This is a genomic window from Corynebacterium sp. UBA2622 (genome assembly GCF_002339505.1).
Classification (GTDB): domain Bacteria; phylum Actinomycetota; class Actinomycetes; order Mycobacteriales; family Mycobacteriaceae; genus Corynebacterium.
Map to the genome: position 1 here is coordinate 14,326 of NZ_DDJO01000001.1, position 17,809 is coordinate 32,134.

At 69.9% G+C, this 17,809-nt stretch carries 15 protein-coding genes; 8 read left to right on the top strand and 7 right to left on the bottom strand.

Annotation, left to right across the window (positions count from 1 at the left end):
* Nucleotides 1-10 precede the first annotated feature (10 nt).
* From B3611_RS00060 to B3611_RS00085, 6 genes are all read right to left on the bottom strand, one after another.
* Nucleotides 11-994 (bottom strand): GTP pyrophosphokinase, encoded by a 984-nt coding sequence (locus B3611_RS00060; protein WP_291313117.1) that lies wholly within the window; start codon nucleotides 992-994, stop codon nucleotides 11-13.
* A gap of 125 nt (nucleotides 995-1,119) precedes the next feature.
* Nucleotides 1,120-3,684 carry a malto-oligosyltrehalose synthase gene (gene treY, locus B3611_RS00065; RefSeq protein WP_291313043.1) on the bottom strand — a complete coding sequence of 855 codons (2,565 nt, stop codon included), beginning with the start codon at nucleotides 3,682-3,684 and terminating at the stop codon, nucleotides 1,120-1,122.
* A gap of 130 nt (nucleotides 3,685-3,814) precedes the next feature.
* Nucleotides 3,815-4,402 (bottom strand): hypothetical protein, encoded by a 588-nt coding sequence (locus B3611_RS00070; RefSeq protein ID WP_291313044.1) that lies wholly within the window; start codon nucleotides 4,400-4,402, stop codon nucleotides 3,815-3,817.
* A 71-nt stretch (nucleotides 4,403-4,473) separates the two neighbouring features.
* On the bottom strand, nucleotides 4,474-5,907 hold the full coding sequence (locus B3611_RS00075) for an exonuclease domain-containing protein (protein ID WP_291313045.1): 1,434 nt from the start codon (nucleotides 5,905-5,907) through the stop codon (nucleotides 4,474-4,476).
* A gap of 140 nt (nucleotides 5,908-6,047) precedes the next feature.
* Nucleotides 6,048-8,255: a glycogen debranching protein GlgX gene (glgX, locus tag B3611_RS00080; protein ID WP_291313046.1), complete on the bottom strand. Its 2,208-nt coding sequence runs from the start codon at nucleotides 8,253-8,255 to the stop codon at nucleotides 6,048-6,050.
* A gap of 55 nt (nucleotides 8,256-8,310) precedes the next feature.
* Entirely contained in the window at nucleotides 8,311-8,868 is a 558-nt protein-coding gene (locus B3611_RS00085; RefSeq protein ID WP_291313047.1) for a TetR family transcriptional regulator, read from the bottom strand.
* A gap of 229 nt (nucleotides 8,869-9,097) precedes the next feature.
* On the opposite strand from B3611_RS00085, the gene B3611_RS00090 reads away from it, so the two are divergent.
* Together B3611_RS00090 and B3611_RS00095 are read left to right on the top strand one after the other, a co-directional pair.
* Entirely contained in the window at nucleotides 9,098-9,787 is a 690-nt protein-coding gene (locus tag B3611_RS00090) for a hypothetical protein (RefSeq protein WP_291313048.1), read from the top strand.
* Nucleotides 9,788-9,822: 35 nt separating this feature from the next.
* The gene (locus B3611_RS00095; protein WP_291313049.1) at nucleotides 9,823-10,488 is read left to right on the top strand and encodes a hypothetical protein; all 666 of its coding nucleotides are present in this window, start codon (nucleotides 9,823-9,825) and stop codon (nucleotides 10,486-10,488) included.
* A 19-nt stretch (nucleotides 10,489-10,507) separates the two neighbouring features.
* Here B3611_RS00095 and B3611_RS00100 read toward each other — a convergent pair whose 3' ends face one another.
* Nucleotides 10,508-11,581 carry a YbjN domain-containing protein gene (locus B3611_RS00100; RefSeq protein ID WP_291313050.1) on the bottom strand — a complete coding sequence of 358 codons (1,074 nt, stop codon included), beginning with the start codon at nucleotides 11,579-11,581 and terminating at the stop codon, nucleotides 10,508-10,510.
* A gap of 255 nt (nucleotides 11,582-11,836) precedes the next feature.
* Here B3611_RS00100 and hisD point away from each other — a divergent pair, with 255 nt between their 5' ends.
* The 6 genes from hisD to priA all read left to right on the top strand — a co-directional run bounded on the left by hisD (nucleotide 11,837) and on the right by priA (nucleotide 17,778).
* Nucleotides 11,837-13,174 carry a histidinol dehydrogenase gene (gene hisD / locus B3611_RS00105; protein WP_291313051.1) on the top strand — a complete coding sequence of 446 codons (1,338 nt, stop codon included), beginning with the start codon at nucleotides 11,837-11,839 and terminating at the stop codon, nucleotides 13,172-13,174.
* Nucleotides 13,175-14,293, top strand: a complete 1,119-nt coding sequence (locus tag B3611_RS00110) for a histidinol-phosphate transaminase (RefSeq protein WP_291313052.1) — start codon at nucleotides 13,175-13,177, stop codon at nucleotides 14,291-14,293.
* The gene (gene hisB / locus B3611_RS00115; RefSeq protein ID WP_291313053.1) at nucleotides 14,286-14,888 is read left to right on the top strand and encodes an imidazoleglycerol-phosphate dehydratase HisB; all 603 of its coding nucleotides are present in this window, start codon (nucleotides 14,286-14,288) and stop codon (nucleotides 14,886-14,888) included. Before B3611_RS00110 ends, hisB begins: the two co-directional genes overlap by 8 nt.
* A 77-nt stretch (nucleotides 14,889-14,965) precedes the next feature.
* Nucleotides 14,966-16,270: an MFS transporter gene (locus B3611_RS00120; RefSeq protein WP_291313054.1), complete on the top strand. Its 1,305-nt coding sequence runs from the start codon at nucleotides 14,966-14,968 to the stop codon at nucleotides 16,268-16,270.
* 57 nt (nucleotides 16,271-16,327) lie between these two features.
* Nucleotides 16,328-17,002, top strand: coding sequence for an imidazole glycerol phosphate synthase subunit HisH (gene hisH / locus B3611_RS00125; RefSeq protein ID WP_291313055.1), 675 nt, complete (start codon nucleotides 16,328-16,330; stop codon nucleotides 17,000-17,002).
* Nucleotides 17,003-17,022: 20 nt separating this feature from the next.
* Complete coding sequence (gene priA / locus B3611_RS00130) at nucleotides 17,023-17,778, top strand: bifunctional 1-(5-phosphoribosyl)-5-((5-phosphoribosylamino)methylideneamino)imidazole-4-carboxamide isomerase/phosphoribosylanthranilate isomerase PriA (RefSeq protein ID WP_291313056.1); 756 nt, start codon at nucleotides 17,023-17,025, stop codon at nucleotides 17,776-17,778.
* The last annotated feature ends 31 nt before the right edge of the window (nucleotides 17,779-17,809 follow it).

Sequence of the window (17,809 nt, forward strand, 5' to 3'; positions counted from 1 at the left end):
CCGGGCTGGCTCAGTCCCGCCCCGGGCGAAGTGTGGCCAGCCGGTTGGCCAGGCGGCTGCGGCGCAGCTTCGGGCGGTTGCCCGAGTCGACCGTGCGCTGGATGTGCTCCTGGCCGTAGCGGTTGAGCAAGAGGTCGTCCACGATGCGGACCTGGCCGGGGGCGAAGGCGTAGTCGAGGGTGTTGGACACCGCCTCCACGTCGGCGGCGTTGGTCAGCTCCGCCAACTGCGAGACCTTCTCGATGCCGTGCGCCCGCAGGAGTTCCAGCAGGAAGCGGTAGTCCTCCAGTCGCGAGACGGGGAAACGGCTGCCCAGCAGAACAGTGAGCACACCGGGCAGGGTTTCCGGGGTGAGTTCCGCATCCACACCCGCGTCCACCTTGGGCTGGGGGTGGGTCACGCCCGCGATCTGGTCGAACTGCTGGTCCGCCAGCTCGATGAGTCCGGCGGCGAGGGTGAAGGCGCGGTCCACCTGCGGGTCCGGGGCGGTGCCCCGGGCGCGCTTGTAGCGGATGTCGTGCTCGAACTCCGCCCAGGCGTGCTGCAGGACGGTGCGGATCTGCACCTCGAAGACGGTGCCCGCGTAACTCTCCAGGCTCTCGGTGCGCTCGGTAACCCGCAGCACGAGGTGGTGCGAACCGTAGCCGAAGCCGCCGGAGACACGGGTCTCCTGGGCCTTGTCCACGCTGCGCAGCACGTCGAAGGCGCCCGCGAGCAGCGTGAGCACCGACGGGATTTCCGTCGAGTGCAGCACGGTGATGCGCGCGCCCACAATGTCGCGGATGTCGTGCCACGGGTCGGGGTAGACCGGGGCCCCGTCGCGGGTTTTGCGCGCCTTCGCCTTGAGCGAGGGCCAGGATTTGATGCGCACGTCAATGCGGTCGAAGTTCACCCCGGCATCGCCGAGCAGCTCGGTGAGCACCTGCTCAAAGGCGGTCTGGGCATCGGGATGCTTCTCCAGCCACGCGAAGTACGTCGAGCCCAGCCGGGCGATGACCGCGTCCGGGACCCGGTCGGTGCGCTTGTCGGGGCGTTTCTCGGCGCGCTTCTCGGGGGCACCGTCCCCCTTTCCGGCGGGCCTGCGCCCGCGCTCGTTCTTTGTCACCCTGGCGCACCCCGCTACAACGACACCGCGTTGTCGAGGCGCTCGGAAACGAGGAGGGCGGCGGGAAGGGTGGCGAAGATGTCGGCGACCAGCGCGTCGCCCTCGAAGGCGCGCCCGGTCAGACGATCGGTCCAGGTGCCCTCGGGGAGGGTCACGGTGGTCTCACGCCATCCACCGCACTGCTCAAGCTGCAGCGGCATGCGGGTGGCAAGTGCGATCACGCTCAACCCCGCGTCCCCGCGCACGTCCCCGTCCCCGCGGGCGATGCCCACGAGGTGCGACTCCGCGTCGCCGACGGCGAACACGGCCTGGTGGTCCCCCGAGAGGAAGACATCCGGGTGCTCCCGCCGGAGGGAGAGCGCCTCGCGCACGACGACCTGCTTGGCCCGGTCGACCACCTCGGCGAGGTCCGGGTACATTCCGGGCGCCTCGCGGTGGTTTTCGTTGCCGGGTGCGCCGTCGTCACCCGCGGTGTCCGCCTCCGCGGCCTCGCACAGGAAGGACTCGAGTGCGTTGCCGCCCTCTTTCTTGAGCTCCAGGTAGCGGTCCAGCGTCTGGGAGCGGTTGGTGTAGTCCACGAAGCGCCGGTTGTCCGGATCGACGAGGGAGAGGTCGAAGAACTCCTGGCCCTGGTAGGTGTCCGGGACGCCGGGGCCGACGAGCTGGAGGAGCTTGCGGCCCAGGGAAACCTGAATCGCCCCGCGGTGAAGTGTCGCGGCAAATTCGGTGATCGCGCTGGTCGCCGGCCCGTAGAGCAGGGCGTCGACCCAGTCGAGAACCGCCTTTTCATACCCCTGGTCGTTGTCGAACCACGTGGTGTTCACCCCCGCTTCGCGGCTGGCCTTGAGCGCGTAGACGTGCAGGCGCTCGCGCAGGGCATCGGTGACGTTGCCGTCGTGCGGCCAGACCCCGAGGATGTTCTGCAGGAGGAAGTGCCCCGCCGCGGCGTCGGGAGCGGGGACGATGGCGCTGACCTGGCGCACCAGCTCGGCGAAGTCGCTGGGGGCCTCGGTGATCTCGAGTATCCGCGCGCGGGTGTCCTCGGTGCGCTTCGTGTCGTGCGTGGTCAGCGCGGTCATCGCGTGGGGCCAGAGGTTGCAGCGCTCCTGCTGGAGCAGGTGGAACTCCGCCGCGGAGACGCCGAAGCGCCCGGGTGCCCCGCCGACCTCCTGCAGCGCGACGAGGCGGCTCGCGCGGTAGAACAGCGTGTCCTCGACTCCCTTGGCCATCACGGCTCCGCAGACCTGGGCGAATCGCGTTTTCGCCTCGCCGTTCGCCAGCAGAGCCGCGGAGATGAGATCAAGCGCATCGCTTCTCGACGGGAACCTGCGCGACATCTCCGCGACCACCGAGGAGGTGATGCGGGACAGGGAGATGTAATCCGCGCGGTAGACGGGAATGGCGGCCACGAGCTCGATGACGGTGGAGGTCAGCTCCTCGTCGGACACCGTGGAGCCCGCGGTGGAAAAGTTGTCGCGTCGGATGGCGCGGGTCAGGCGGCGCACCTCGGCCCCGAGTTCGCTGCGCGCCACGTCGCGCTTGAGCTGGTGTTCGGCAGCGTTGATGGCGGCCTCGTCCCAGGTGGAGCCGGTCTGCTGCAGGGCGAGCATGCTCAAGTGGTCCTCGGAGGAGCGGTCCACGAAGACCCCGTCGAGCTCGCGCATCGCGTCGTAGCCGGTCGTGCCGTCCACCGACAGGCGGGGGTCCAAAGGCTCGTTGACCCCGAGGATCTTCTCCACCACCAGCCAGCGGCCCTCGCCGATGAGGTCGCGCAGGCGCGTGAGGTAGTCGAAGGGATCGGCGAGCCCGTCCGGGTGGTCGACGCGGATGCCGTCGATGAGGTCCTCGCCGATGAGCTGCCGCAGGACCCTGTGGGTTTGCTCGAAGACCAGCGGGTCCTCCTGGCGCACGCCGGCGAGACCGTTGACGGAGAAAAAACGGCGGTAGGAGATCACACCGTCCCGCCAGTACATGAGACGGTAATGCTGTCGCTCGTACACCTCGCGCGGATCGTCACCGAGGCCGGAGTAGGACCCGGGGGCGAGGGGGAAATAGTTGTCGTAGTACTTCAGCACATCCTCGTCGATCTCGTCGTGGTGAACGAGTGCGAACTCGGATTCGTCGCCCTCCCGGCCGAGAACGGGGAGGCCGAGCTTCCCGCCCGCGCCGTTGTCCTCGTGCCAGTCGATGTCGAAGTACATCTCGAACTCCGAGTCGGTGCCGTTCTTCAGCACGTCCCACCACCACTTGTTGAGCATGGGGGTCTCCACGCCGAGATGGTTGGGCACGACATCGAGGATGATCCCCAGCCCCGCCTCGTGGGCCGCTGCGGCGAGTTCCCGCAGGCCGTCAATCCCGCCCAGCTCCGGGTTGACCAGAGTCGGGTTGGTCACGTCGTAGTTGTGGTTCGACTCCTTGACGGAGGCGAAGATCGGGGACAGGTAGAGGTGGGAAACCCCCAGCGAGCGCAGGTAGGGGATCTGCTGCTTCGCCTCCTCGAAACCGAAGCGCCTCCCCGAGGGGTCCGCGTGGGCACCCCTGAGCTGCAGGCGGTACGTCGAGGTAATCGGGCGGCGCATGTTGTCTCCTCCGTGTTCCTTCCGGGAGTGTGTGCCCGGCCGTTCCGGGCGCCCCTAGCAACCCTAGTTGCTCCCACCCGCACGGTGCGTCATCGCGGGGCACCACCACCGGGCGCCGCCGGGGGTTGCGTCACGCGGCCAACAGGAGAGGAAAACCGAGGGAGTAGCGCATTACGGACGGGGATCCCGCGACCCGCGCCAGTGCCCCGGCCGGGGCGTCGAAGACGAACAGCTCGCGACAGTCGCGGGTCAGGTACGTCAACCCGCGCTCCGGGCGCAGGACCTCGCTGAAATGGGAATGGAGGACGCTGAACAGGCGCGGGTGCGCGAGCCACCGGGCGGCGTCACCGCGGACCTGCAGACCGGGCGGGGCGGCATCACCCAGAACCGATTGGGCGCCGCGCACCCAGAACTCGGCGCCGGCGGAGGCGCTGGCCGCCTCGAGCAGCACTTCCGCCGCCCGGTTCCACGCCTGGTGGACGGTGAACCCTGCGGCGCCGATCTCCTGGTGCGTCGCGGCGGAGGCGGTTGGGGAGTCGAGCACGCACACCAGAGCGGGCGAAAGCGCGATGAAGGCCGCCGAGGAGGCGAACCCGCGCCCGCCGCCCGCCACGTCCCTCCGCAGGGCCAGGCGGGGCAGGAACGGGGCATCCGGCGGGAAGAAGCCCGGGGAGGGGACAGCGGGGGCAGCGGGGGCGGGTGCGGTGGCGGTCGTCATGGCCTATTTAGACGGCAGTGACCCCCGGGTGGTTCCGCGGTAGTGCGTACCTGCCGCCCGGCGGCGGTGAATCAGAATGGTGCTTCCGCGGAGAGGCCGAGGACGTCGTAAAGCTGCGCGGCGGTCCAGATCTCGATTTCCTGACCCTTGTCCATGAGCTCGCGGGCGCGCTTTTCCTTGGAGGTCATCGTGGCCCACTCGCCGGTGACCAGGACCGTCGTCTTCTTGGTCACGTTCTTTCCCACGGTGGCGCCCTGGTCGGCGATCCCGGCCCAGAGGGTGCCCTTGTCGTAGGGATCGAACTCGCCGGTCAGAGTGACGTTTTGCCCGTACAGGGGGGACGAGGGGTCGGCTTCGGGATTCGGCTCCGGGACCGTGTCGGGTGTGGCCACGGACTGCCAGGGGGCGGGCCCGCGTGCGGGACGGGGCTTCTCGGTGGGCTCGTCAGCTTCCACACGGGCACCCGGCTGCCCGGATCCCGGCCCGGCCTGATTGCTGCCCCGGGGCTCCACGGCAGCGGCGGCCACCGCGGTCGGGACCGGCCCGCGCACGGCCTCGGCCTGCAGGGCGCGGGTGGCACCCGAGCGGTCCCGCAGCACGGGCGTGACGCGCTCCGGGGCGATGACCCCCAGGGCGAAGCCGGTGTCGTGCACGAAGCTCATGAGCGAGCCCTCGTGGCCGGCGGCCCGGGCCATCTCGACCATGATGCCGGCGCATGCCGCGGCGTCGGCGCACGCGTCATGGTGGTTGTCGAGGGGGACTCCGAAGTGCTCGGCGAGGGTGGGAAGCTTGTGGTCGCGTACCTCGAGACGGGTGGCGCGGGCCTGCGCCAGGGTGCAGGCGAACATCACCGGGGGAACGTCCCGGCCGGTGGCGAGGCAGGCGTCACGGAGCGCGGAGGCGTCAAACTGCGCGTTGTGGGCGACAACCGGCAGGTCACCCACGAAGTCGACGAACTCGGCGACGCGCTCGCCCACGGAGGGTTGACCGGAGACGTCCTCCGCGGTGATCCCGTGAATGGAGACGTTGAAGGGATCGAACTCCCCCAGGGACTCCGGGGGCGTGCACAGCAACGCCGCGCGTTCGACCTCCTCGCCGTCGACGATCTTGACCAGGCCCATCTGGCAGATCGACCCCCAGCGCTGGTTGGCGGTCTCCACGTCGAATCCGACAAAGCTGAAACCCGGGATGCCCGCCCGCCCGGCGGGGGAGGCCTGGTCGGGAGCGTCGCCGCGGCGGGCTGCGTCGAGGAGCGAGAGGAGCTCGGCGGGTCCCCCGGTATCCCCGGGGGTGAAGGCGATGACCACCGTGGCGCCACCGGTGCTGACCTCGACCGTGCCACCGTCCCAGGCATCACCCTCGCGCGCCACCGCCGCACCCGTGATGTCCCCGATCTCGATCCGGCGCCCACCGGACGAGCCGGACAGGGCTGCCTCCAGGGGAGAGGGCTGGAGGATGAGGGCGGAGTTGGTCACCGAGACGGTGGCGCCGTGGGCGGAAATCACGTGGGCTGCTCCTCGAGGGGTCGGATCCGGCGTACACACGGCCGCGGGCAGGACGTGGCCGTTCCCGGCTCATCCTACCCGCGGGGGTCACCGGCCCGGGGGCGGCATCGACCGCGTCCCGGCCGGATCGGCACCGGTGTCTACCCGGCCGCGAGCTCCTCCGTGTCCTCACCGGCTTCCTCGGTGACCGGCGGCTCGATCTGCTTCAGCATCACCGTCGAGCGCGCCGGGACGATCTTGGTGCCGCCGGCGTCGATGTTCTCCTTCTCGGCGGGGTAACCGAGGGGTTCGGTGGTGTCGATGAGCACCTCCCACTTCGAGCCGAGGCTCTTGTCCGGCAGGGTGAACTCGATGTCCTCGTAGTGGGCGTTGAACATGAGGATGAACGAGTCGTCCGTGATGCGCTGGCCGCGGCGGTCCGCCTCGGTGATCGCGTCACCGTTGAGGTAGGCCATGAGCGCCTTGCCGAAGGCGAAGTCCCAGTCCTCCTGGGTCATCAGCTTGCCCGAGGGCACGAGCCAGGCGATCTCACGGCCGATCACGTCGGTGCCCAGGGCACCTCCCTCGAGGAAGCGGCGGCGGCGGAACACCGGGTGGCGCTTGCGGATCGCGATGAGGCGGCGGGTGAAGTCATGCAGCTCGCTGCCGATGTCCAGGTGGTCCCAGTTCATCCACGACAGCTCGTTGTCCTGGCAGTAAACGTTGTTGTTGCCGTTCTGCGTGCGGGCGAACTCGTCGCCGTGCGCGATCATCGGGGTGCCCTGGGACAGCAGGAGGGTGGTGAGGAAGTTTCGGCGCTGCTGCGCGCGCAGCTGCAGCACCTCGGGGTCCTCCGTCGGGCCCTCCACGCCGCAGTTCCAGGAGCGGTTGTGGCTCTCGCCGTCCCGGTTTTCCTCCCCGTTGGCCTCGTTGTGCTTCTCGTTGTAGGAGACGAGGTCGTTGAGGGTGAAGCCGTCGTGGGCGGTGATGAAGTTGATCGACGCGGTGGGACGGCGCCCGTTGTGCTGGTACAGGTCAGAGGAACCGGTCAGGCGCGAGGCGAACTCGCCCAGGGTCGCCGGCTCACCGCGCCAGAAGTCGCGCACGGTGTCGCGGTACTTGCCGTTCCACTCGCTCCACAGGGCGGGGAAGTTGCCCACCTGGTAGCCGCCCTCGCCGACGTCCCAGGGCTCGGCGATGAGCTTGACCTGGGAGACGACGGGGTCCTGCTGGCACAGGTCGAAGAACGTGGCCAGGCGGTCGACGTCGGAGAACTCGCGGGCCAGGGTGGAGGCGAGGTCGAAGCGGAACCCGTCGACGTGCATCTCGGTGACCCAGTAGCGCAGCGAGTCCATGATCAGCTGCAGGGAGTGCGGGTCGCGCACGTTGAGGGAGTTGCCCGTGCCCGTGTAGTCCATGTAGTGGAACTTGTCGCCGTCGACGAGGCGGTAGTAGGCCTCGTTGTCGATGCCGCGGAAGGCGATGGTGGGGCCGAGGTGGTTGCCCTCGGAGGTGTGGTTGTAAACCACGTCGAGGATGATCTCGATGCCGGCCTCGTGGTACGCGCGCACCATCCCCTTGAACTCGGCGACGGCATCGCCCGGGTTGTCGGTGGAGGCGTAGTTGTTCTCCGGGGCGAAGAAGCCGAAGGTGTTGTAACCCCAGTAGTTGCGCAGGCCCAGGTCGCGCAGGCGGTCGTCCTGCAGGAACTGGTGCACGGGGAGAAGCTCCACCGAGGTCACACCGAGGTCGGTGAGGTAGTCGATCATCGCGGGGTGGGCCATGCCGGCGTACGTGCCGCGGAGGTTTTCCGGGATGTCCGGATGGGTCTGCGTCATGCCCTTGACGTGGCATTCGTAGATGATCGTCTCCTCGTCGGGGACGTTCGGGTTGCGGTCGTCGCCCCAGTCGAAGAAGGGGTTGATCACCACCGAGAGCATGGTGTGGCCGAGGGAGTCCTCCTCGTTGCGCCCCCGGCCCGGCTCCGGGTCGTTGACGTCGTAGGAGAACAGCGAGGTGTGCTGGTCGAAGTCACCGTCGAAGGCGCGCGCGTAGGGGTCGACAAGCAGCTTGGAGGGGTCGCAGCGCTTGCCGTTGGAGGGGTCCCAGGGGCCGTGCACGCGGTAGCCGTAGCGCTGACCCGGGGTGACCCCGGGCAGGTAGGCGTGCCAGACGAAGTTGTCCACTTCCTCGAGCGGGACGCGGGTTTCGGCGCCCTCGTCGTCGATGAGGCACAGCTCCACCTTCTCCGCGACGGAGGAGAACAGCGCGAAGTTCGTTCCCGCGCCGTCGTAGGTGGACCCGAGCGGGTAGGCGGATCCGGGCCAGACGAGGTGGGTCGGAACCGGTGTGGAGTTCAGGTCAGTCATGACGGTCAATCGTATATGAACCGACCCTGTTCACCGCACCGGACGCACGCGCCAGTTACTCGACGCCGGGGCCCAGTCCGGCTAGCAGAAAACCGATCGCGCGGTTTACGGCCCGAGCGTCCCCCGGCGCCCGTTCCGCCGCCGCTCCGCCCGTCGCCTGAGCAAGCTGCGCCGTCGACTGGTGGACGTACGCCGCGCCCAGCGTCATGTACATCAGACCCTCCACCGCGGCGAGCCTGTCGCTTTTTGACGCCCCCTCCGACTCCGCCCCCAAAGCCCCGAGCATCACGGCACCCAGCTGTGCCCCGACCGGGGAGTCGGGCTGGCTGACCGCGGCGATGACAACCTCGGCGCCGTCGCGGTGGGCGAGGAGCGCGGCGCGCAGGCGCGCGCAGACCTCGGCCGGCTCGGCTGGCGGGGCGTCGACAAGCGGGGCGATGACGAGCGCGGCGAGGTTGGAAATCAGCTCCTGCTTGTTCTGGATGTGCCAGTAGAGGGCGCCCGGCGCCACACCGAGGACGGTGGCGATGCGGCGCATGGACACGTCGGCGAGGCCGTACTCGTCCAGGATGTCGAGGGCGACGCGGGTGATCGCTCCGCGGGAAAGCTGCATGTGTCACGACCTTACTGGGTTGTGCGGGCGCGCCATTTCTCCGGTTGTTCTCACAGAAAGTGCCCAGAATATTGTCACGGCCGGCTAAACGGCCGGTCAGTTTGCCCTTGTTAGATGGCGTGAGCTACCAAGTGGCCCGCAAAGTGGCGTTCTTCACGCGAGCGGCCCGGGGATCCGAACCAGGGCTCCGGGCACCGCGCGGGGGACACCCACCGAAGAGGAGACAACCGTGACACCCAGCACCCGCCCCGCCCGCGCCCCCCGCATGTTCGCCGCGGCGGCAGTCGCCGTGTTCTCCTGCGGGCTCGGGGCCTGCGGCGCAGGTGACGAGGACTCATCGGGGGGCCTGTCCACCGCGGCTGGCGCGCCGGGTGCCACATCGGCCGCGCACGGCGGCGGTGCCGGTGCTGCGGGCCAGGGTGGCGCAACTGCCGCCCAGGACGGGAAACAGACTGGAGACGCCGCCCCGGGTGGGGGTTCCGATGCCGCCGCGCCGTCGCTGGCGAACCCTCTGGGGAACCCGAACTCCGGCTCCACCTTCCGGCCCCTCGACAAGGGCAACCCCGCCAGCGCCGCCGACCGCGAGGAGATGCAGCGGACGGTGTACGACTCGATGAACCCCGGCAGCTACGACAAGTGGACCCGCGTTCTGCTGGAGAATTCCTGCCACAAGGTCGCCGACTCGGTGCAGGCCGAGATGGACCGGATGGGGATGAACATCGACCAGGTCGAGCAGGCGGCGCGGCTGCAGCAGTCGGGCCAGGGGATCGAGATGCCCCGGACCGAGGTCTCGCTCGACGACGTCAGGGTCGACGGCAACCGGGCATCCGCCTCTGTCACCGCGACCAGCACCAACGGAACAAAGACCCAGACGGAGATCTTCGAGCGCGAGGACGGGCGCTGGAAGCTGTGCAACTAACCCCGCCGCCGCGGGGCGCAGTAGCGTAGGGCACCATGACTTCCTCCATCTCCGGCGGGTCCGGCTCGACCGCGGTATCCACGAAGGGCTCCCCCGTGCATTCAGCTCCCTTTCCCGGCCTGCGCCGCGGCGGGATACCGGGTGGGCGCCGGTCGCAGGTGGGCGCGGGGGCGGGTCTGCTGGTGCTCGCGCTCGTCGCGGGAAGTGTCGCCGGAGTTGTCTGGGGCGCGTTGCGCCCCGGATACGAGGTGATGGTTCAGGACGGCGGTGCGGTCGTCGACCAGGCGGCCAGCCCGGCCAGCGTGGAGTTCTCCTCCTTCGCCTGGTTCGCACTCATAACGGGTGTCCTGGGCCTCGTCCTGTCCGTCCGGGCGTACTCGCGTGCGGGCGGGCGGGTGTCGCCGGGCACCATGCTCTGGGTCATCGTCTCCGCGCTCGCGGGTTCCTTCGCGGTCTTCACGTTCGGAACGTGGGCGGCGGGGTTCTTCTCCGACACCCCGGGCCACGTCGATCTCACCGAGGGGGCGCGTTTCCACGTCATCCCCGCCCTCCACCCGGGAATCGGTTGGCTGGCGGCTCCATTCACGGCTGCGCTGTCCTACTGGCTTCTCGCGCTCGTCACCCCGGAGAGGGCGCCCGACGACGGACCGGAGCCGGCCGCCGCGGAACCCCCCGCGGAGGGCGTCGGGCGGGAAGGGTAACCCCTTACCGGCGCCGCACTCACCCTTCGCCGGCGGGCCAGTTCACCACGGAGGTGCCCTGACTCTGGGTGCTGATGGTGTCCACGGCCCCGAGGATGGCCACCAGCGAGGAGATGACGTAGTTGTTCAACTGGTCGCGGGACAGCCCGGCGCTGATCACGCAGGTCGTCTCCACGTGCACGTGGAGGACCCCATCGAACTCGTGCAGGTACACCCTCAGGTTGCCCGATTCCTCGTTCACGCTGTTGCACATCAACCAGAGGGGCAGGAACCCGGTGTCGGCATCGCGGCCCGAATCCCACATCGCGGTCACCCGCGCGTAGGCCTCGCCGTCGATGCACACCGCGAAGGGCACGCCGTTGACGCCGGTGGCGATGACCTCCTCCGGGGTGAGGCCGTAGGAGAAGTCGAGCATGTCCAGGGCTTCCGCGAGATCGGTGATGCACACTTCGGCCGTCACCTCCGCGGCGGGGGAGCCCTCGGCCCCGCCGAAGAACCCGTGGGTGTACTCGTCCGGGGCGGCCGAGACATCGCGGTGACCGCCGCGCGGCAGGTGCCGTGCCGAGGGGTGCGCTCCGAGCAGGGCGTCGGTGTCCTGCGCCCGGGTCAGCGTCGGCGGCAGGGGGTGGTCGAACTCCACCGGAAGGAATTTCTCCCGCAGCTGAACGGAGAACGCGGCCATGTGCTCAAAGGCGTCGACAAGCTCCTGGAAAAGCTGCTCGTCGCTGAGCCCGAACTTGGCCAGTATCCCCGCGCGCAGGCGCACGTCGAGATCCCCGGCATCCGTGAGCCGGTAGGAGGCGACGGGGCCGACCCTGTCGTGGTTCCAGGTGTTGATGAAGCGTGCAAGTGGGGAGCCGTACTCGAACTCGACGGGGACACGCTGCTGGCAGTCCGCCACGAGGGTGAGCGGCTTCTCGTGGTCCACCCACACGGTGGTGACGTAACCGGGGGCGGACACGACCAGCCTGTCGGGTGCCTCGAGGGGGTCGAACCCGAGCCCGCGCAGGGCATCCGCTACCCGCTCGAGGGTGACCTCGGCCGGGACCTCCCCGATTCCCTCGGGCCCTTCCTGAGCTCGGTGCCTGCTCATCTCAGCCTCCTCGGGTCGTGTCTGTGGAGCGCGCTGCGGCACGCGGCGGAACCTCCCCGCCGCGGGGCCGGGCCCGCCCGCGACATGAGCCCCGCAACGCAAGCCCCACGTCGTGATCCTAGTCCCCGCACGCTACCAACGAGCCGGTTCGGCAGCGGCACCGCCCGCGGGTAACCCGCGCGCCCCGACGGCGCGCGGGCACCCGCGCCACCCTACAATGGCGGGGAAATCACCTGACCACCGCGGGAGGACACGTTGCTCAATCTCATAGACCTGCGCGGGCACACGCCCTCGACCTCCGAGCTGCGGCGGGTGCTCCCGCGCGGCGGGGTGAACGTCAACGGCGTCCTTTCCACCGTGGCGCCCATCGTCGAGGAGGTGCGCGAGCGCGGCGCCGCGGCCGCCCTCGACTACGGGGAGAAGTTCGACCGGGTGCGCCCCACTGCGGTGCGGGTGCCGGCCGAGGTGGTGGAGCGGGCCGTCGCCGGGCTGGATTCCGCGGTTCGCGTCGCGCTGGAGGAGTCCATCCGCCGCATCCGCGCGGTCCACTCTGAGCAGAAGCCGGAGCCGCACACCACCACGCTCGGCCCCGGGGCGACGGTCACCGAGGTGTTCGCCCCCGTGCGCCGCGTCGGCCTCTACGTCCCGGGCGGCAAGGCCGTCTACCCGTCGAGCGTTCTCATGAACGTCATCCCCGCCCAGGAGGCGGGTGCGGAGTCCATGGTGGTGTGCACCCCGCCGCAGGAGGAGTTCGGGGGGTGGCCGCACCCGACCACCCTCGCCGCGTGCGCCCTGCTCGGCATCGACGAGATGTGGGCCGTCGGCGGGGCGCAGGCCGTCGCCCTCATGGCCTACGGCGACGACGGTGCCGGCCTCGAGCCCGTGGACAAGATCACCGGCCCCGGAAACATCTTCGTCGCGGCCGCCAAGCGCGTGGTCAACGGCGTGGTGGGCATCGACTCCGAGGCCGGCCCGAGCGAGATCGCGGTGCTTGCCGACGACTCCGCGGACGCCACCTACGTCGCGGCCGACCTGATCTCCCAGGCCGAACACGACGAGCAGGCCGCCTCGGTGCTCATCACCGATTCGGAAAAGCTCGCGCGCGGGGTTGCCGCGGAGGTGGAGCGCATGGCGGCGGCCACCCTCAACTCGGAGCGCGCCAGCTCCGCCCTCGGCGGGGCCCAGTCGGGCATTGTGCTGGTCGACGACATGGACACCGCAGTCGATGTCGCCAACGCCTACGCCTCGGAGCACCTGGAGATCCACACCCGCGACGCGCGCGGGGTCGCCGGGCGCATCGCCAACGCGGGCGCGATCTTCGTCGGGCCGTTTTCCCCGGTGCCGCTCGGCGACTACGCCGCCGGGTCCAACCACGTCCTGCCCACCTCGGGCACGGCGCGCTTCAGCGCGGGTCTGACCACCCACACCTTCCTCAAGCCCGTGAACATCATCGAGTACGACCGGGACGCCCTCGCGGAGGTCGGCCCGCACATCATCACGCTCGCCGCGGCCGAGCAGCTGCCCGCGCACGGTGAGGCGATCAAGGCCCGCGGGATCGGCACCGGCTCAGCCACCGACGGGGAGGGGAAGTAGATGGAATTCCGGGAAAACACCCTTGCGGCCGGCACCGGGCTTGACGAGCTCCCGCTGCGCTGCGAGCTGCGCGGGAAGTCCGCCTACGGCGCGCCCCAGCTCGAGGTGCCGGTGGCGTTGAACACCAACGAAAACCCGTACCCGCCCTCCCAGGCGCTGGTGGACGACCTCGTGGCCGAAACCGCCCGGCTCGCCTCCACGCTGAACCGCTACCCGGAGCGGGACGCCGTCGAGCTGCGCGAGGACCTCGCGGCCTACGTCACCTCGCAGACGGGTGTCGCGGTCTCCCGCGACAACCTCTGGGCGGCCAACGGCTCCAACGAGGTGCTGCAGCAGCTCCTCCAGGCATTCGGCGGGCCGGGCCGCACCGCGATGGGCTTCACGCCGAGCTACTCGATGCACCCGCTGCTCGCGGCCGGAACGCAGACCGAGTTTCTGGCCGTGCCGCGCGGGGAGGACTTCCGCATCGACATTGACGTGGCGCTGGCGGCCATCGGGGAGCAGCGCCCGGACGTGGTGATGGTGACCACCCCGAACAACCCCACCGGCGACGTGACGGACCTGGCCGACATCGCACGCATCCTGGATGCCGCGCCCGGCATCGTCATCGTGGACGAGGCGTACGCCGAGTTCTCCCCCTCGCCTTCTTCGGTGACCCTGCTGGAGCGCTACCCCTCCAAGCTCGTGGTCTCGCGCACCATGTCGAAGGCCTTCGACTTCGCGGGGGGCCGGCTGGGTTACTTCGTCGCCGCGCCGGCCTTCGTGGAGGCGGTCATGCTCGTCCGCCTGCCGTACCACCTCTCCGTGCTTTCCCAGGCGGCCGCCCGGGTCGCGCTGCGGCACTCGGGGGAGACGCTGGCGACCGTCGAGAAGCTCGCGCGCGAACGCGACAGGGTGCAGGCGGGCCTCGACGACCTCGGGTACAGCGTGGTTCCCAGCGAGTCGAACTTCCTCTTCTTCGGTCGCTTCGACGACTCCCACGCGGCCTGGCAGGCCTTCCTCGACCGGGGCGTGCTCATTCGCGACGTGGGCGTGCCCGGCCACCTGAGGGTGACCATCGGCCTGGACCGCGAAAACGACATTTTCCTCGACGCAGCGAAGGACGTGCGCAATGGCTAACCGCATCGGGCGGGCAACCCGCACCACCACCGAATCCGACATCTCCGTGGAGATCAACCTCGACGGCACCGGCCGGGTCGAGGTCGACACGGGCCTGCCGTTCTTCGACCACATGCTCTCGGCCTTCGGCACCCACGGCGCCTTCGACCTGACGGTGCGCGCCCACGGCGACACCCACATCGACGCCCACCACACCGTGGAGGACACCGCGATCACGCTCGGCTGGGCGCTTCTCGACGCCCTCGGGGATAAAAGGGGGATCCGCCGGTTCGGCTCCGCACTCCTGCCCATGGACGAGACGCTCGTCGAGGGCGTCGTGGACATCTCCGGCCGGCCGTACTTCGTGATGAACGGCGAGCCGGAGCACCTGCAGTGGCAGATCATCGGCGGCCACTACGCCACGGTGATCAACCGCCACTTCTTCGAGACCCTCGCGGCGAACTCCCGGATCACGCTGCACCTCAACGTGCGCTACGGGCGCGACCCGCACCACATCACCGAAGCCGAGTACAAGGCCGTGGCCCGCGCGCTGCGCGAGGCCGTGCACAGCGACCCCGAGCTGCGGGGCGTTCCATCCACGAAGGGAGCCCTCTAATTGATTCCTGATCCCCGCACCGCGCGCCCCGCGGTGCCCGCCGCGGCCCCGGCAGCCCCGCCCGGAACCGTGTTCTGATGCTGCGGGGACGTGCCACGGGGGTTCTCACCCCCGCCGAGGTCGAATCCGTCACCACGCCCTGGAGGGCCCGGGGCCTCAAACCCACCCTCGTGGCCATCGCCGCCGCGTTCGGCGCGTGGTCGCTGCTGCTTCCGGTAGTGCCCACCGCCATCGTGGACTCGGGCGGCTCCGAATCGCTCGCGGGCACCAGTACCGGGATGTTCATGCTGGCCACGGTGATCACCCAGGTGTTCGTGCCCCGCCTCTTGCGCGTCTTCGGCTACCGCACCGTCATTGCCGTCTCGTCGCTGCTGCTCAGCCTGCCCGCGCTGGGGTTCCTGCTGGGTATGGACGCCGCGGTGGTCATCACGGTGAGTGTCGTTCGCGGCGTCGGCTTCGGCGCGCTCAGCGTGGCCGAAGCGGCCATCATCGCGGAGCTCGTGCCCCTGCGCCTGCTCGGGCGCACCACGGGCATCTTTGGCGCCTGCGTCGGTGCGGCCCAGATGACGGCGCTGCCGCTCGGCCTGTGGCTCGCCGGGGAGGTGGGCTACCCGGTCGTCTACGTCCTCGCCACCGCGATCGGCCTGGTTGGGCTCGTGGTGTGCGCGTTCATCCCCACGATCCCGCCGCGCGCGGCGGAGGAGAAGGAGCTCACCGCGGTCAAGGTGCCGGTGTGGCGCCTCGTCGCGGTCCCGATGATCGCCCTGACCTTCGTCACCACCGCCTACGGCGCGGTGACGAACTTCCTGCCGGTCAGCGTCCGCGTCCTCGATCCGGCCTCCGGGGCCGCCTTCGCCGGCGTGCTGCTGTCGGTGATGAACCTCGCCGCCATGGTCGCGCGCTACTTCGCGGGCATGGTCTTCGACCGCCGCGGCCTGCCCGGCACCGTCATGATCCCCTTCCAAATGGCGGCGGCCGCCGGCATCCTGCTCATCTCCGGCGTCCTCCTCGCCGACGCCTCGGTGTGGTGGCTGGTCCCGGCAGCCATCCTCTACGGCGCCGGCTTCGGGGCGGTGCAGAACGAGTCACTGACGCAGCTGTTCTACCGCCTGCCCAAGTCGAAGATCTCGGAGGCCTCCGCGATGTGGAACATCGCCTTCGACTCGGGCACCGGCATGGGCTCGATGTTCTACGGCTTCCTGCTGGGCACCATGACCGTGGGCCCGATGTTCGGCATCGCGGGCGGGGTGATCCTCATCGGGGTGATGGTCACCACCACCGACCGCTTCCTCGGCCGCAACCGCGTCGTCGAGGTCAACAACCTCGCGGTTCGACTGCGCTCGGTGCAGGCCCCGCGCTTCTACAAGCGCGGCGGGCGCTAGAGCGCGCACCCGCTTATCGACGGCCCCCGCCCCGCGCCCGGGTTAAACTACGCAACCATGACAGGCACGCACCCCACCCAGTCCACCGGCTCCGGCAGGGCGCACGTCGCGCTCCTCGACTATGGCGCAGGCAACATCCGCTCCGCCCAGCGCGCCCTGGAGCACGTCGGCGCCGACGTGGTGGTCACCCGCGACCCGGCCCTCGCGGTCGAGGCCGACGGCCTGGTCGTGCCGGGCGTGGGTTCCTACGCCGGGTGCATGCGCGGCCTGCGTGCCGTCAACGGCCCGCGCATCGTGGGCCAGCGCCTCGCCGGCTCGCGGCCCGTCCTGGGCATCTGCGTCGGCCTGCAGGTGATGTTCGACCGCGGCGTCGAGCACGGGGTGGACACCCAGGGCCTGGGGGAGTGGCCCGGGGTCGTCGACAAGCTCGATGCCGACGTTCTCCCCCACATGGGGTGGAACACCGTCGACATGGCCCCGGGCTCCGCGATGTTCGCGGGGTGCGACCCGGACACCCGCTTCTACTTCGTGCACTCCTACGCCGTGCAGGACTGGGAGATGGCCGAGGACGAGTTCATCGCCCCGCCGAAGGTCTCGTGGGCCGAGCACGGGCGCAGCCGCTTCGTCGCAGCAGTGGAGAACGGGCCGCTGTGGGCGACCCAGTTCCATCCGGAGAAGTCGGGAGATGCCGGGCTGGCGCTCCTGGAGAACTGGGTGGGGACGCTGAGTTAGCCCTTCGTTAGGATTGACCCATGGATTTCACACTTCTTCCCGCCGTCGATGTCGTGGACGGCCGGGCCGTCCGGCTCGACCAGGGGGAGGCCGGCACCGAGAAGAGCTACGGCAGCCCGTTGGATGCCGCACTGACTTGGCAGGAGCAGGGTGCGCAGTGGCTGCACTTCGTCGACCTCGACGCCGCCTTCGGCCGCGGCTCCAACCACGACCTGATGGCCGAGATCACCGGGCGGCTGGACATCAACGTCGAGCTCACCGGAGGGATCCGCGACGACGCCTCGCTCGAGCGGGCGCTCGCCACGGGGGCGAAGCGCGTCAACATCGGCACCGCGGCCCTGCGCGACCCGGACTGGACCGCGGGCGCGATCGCCCGCCACGGCGAGCGCATCGCGGTGGATATTGCGGTGCGGGAGGAGGACGGGGAGTTCCGCGTCTCCGGTGACGGCTGGACCACCGACGGCGGCGACCTGTGGGAGGTTCTGGAGTTCTTTGACGGGGCCGGGTGTGCCCGCTTCGTGGTCACCGACGTCAGCAGGGACGGTACCCTGACGGGCCCCAACGTAGACCTTCTGCGCGGCGTCTCCGCGGCGACCGAGGCGGCCGTGACGGCCTCCGGCGGCGTCGCCACGCTCGACGATGTCACCTCGCTGGCGCGCTACACGGACGAGGGGATCGACTCCGTGATCATCGGCAAGGCCCTCTACGAGAAGCGCTTCACGCTGCGTGACGCGCTGGCCGCCGTGGGTGGCGCGTCCCGGGGCGCGCCGGCCTAAAAGGCCCCTATAAATGGGGTGGAGAGGTTAA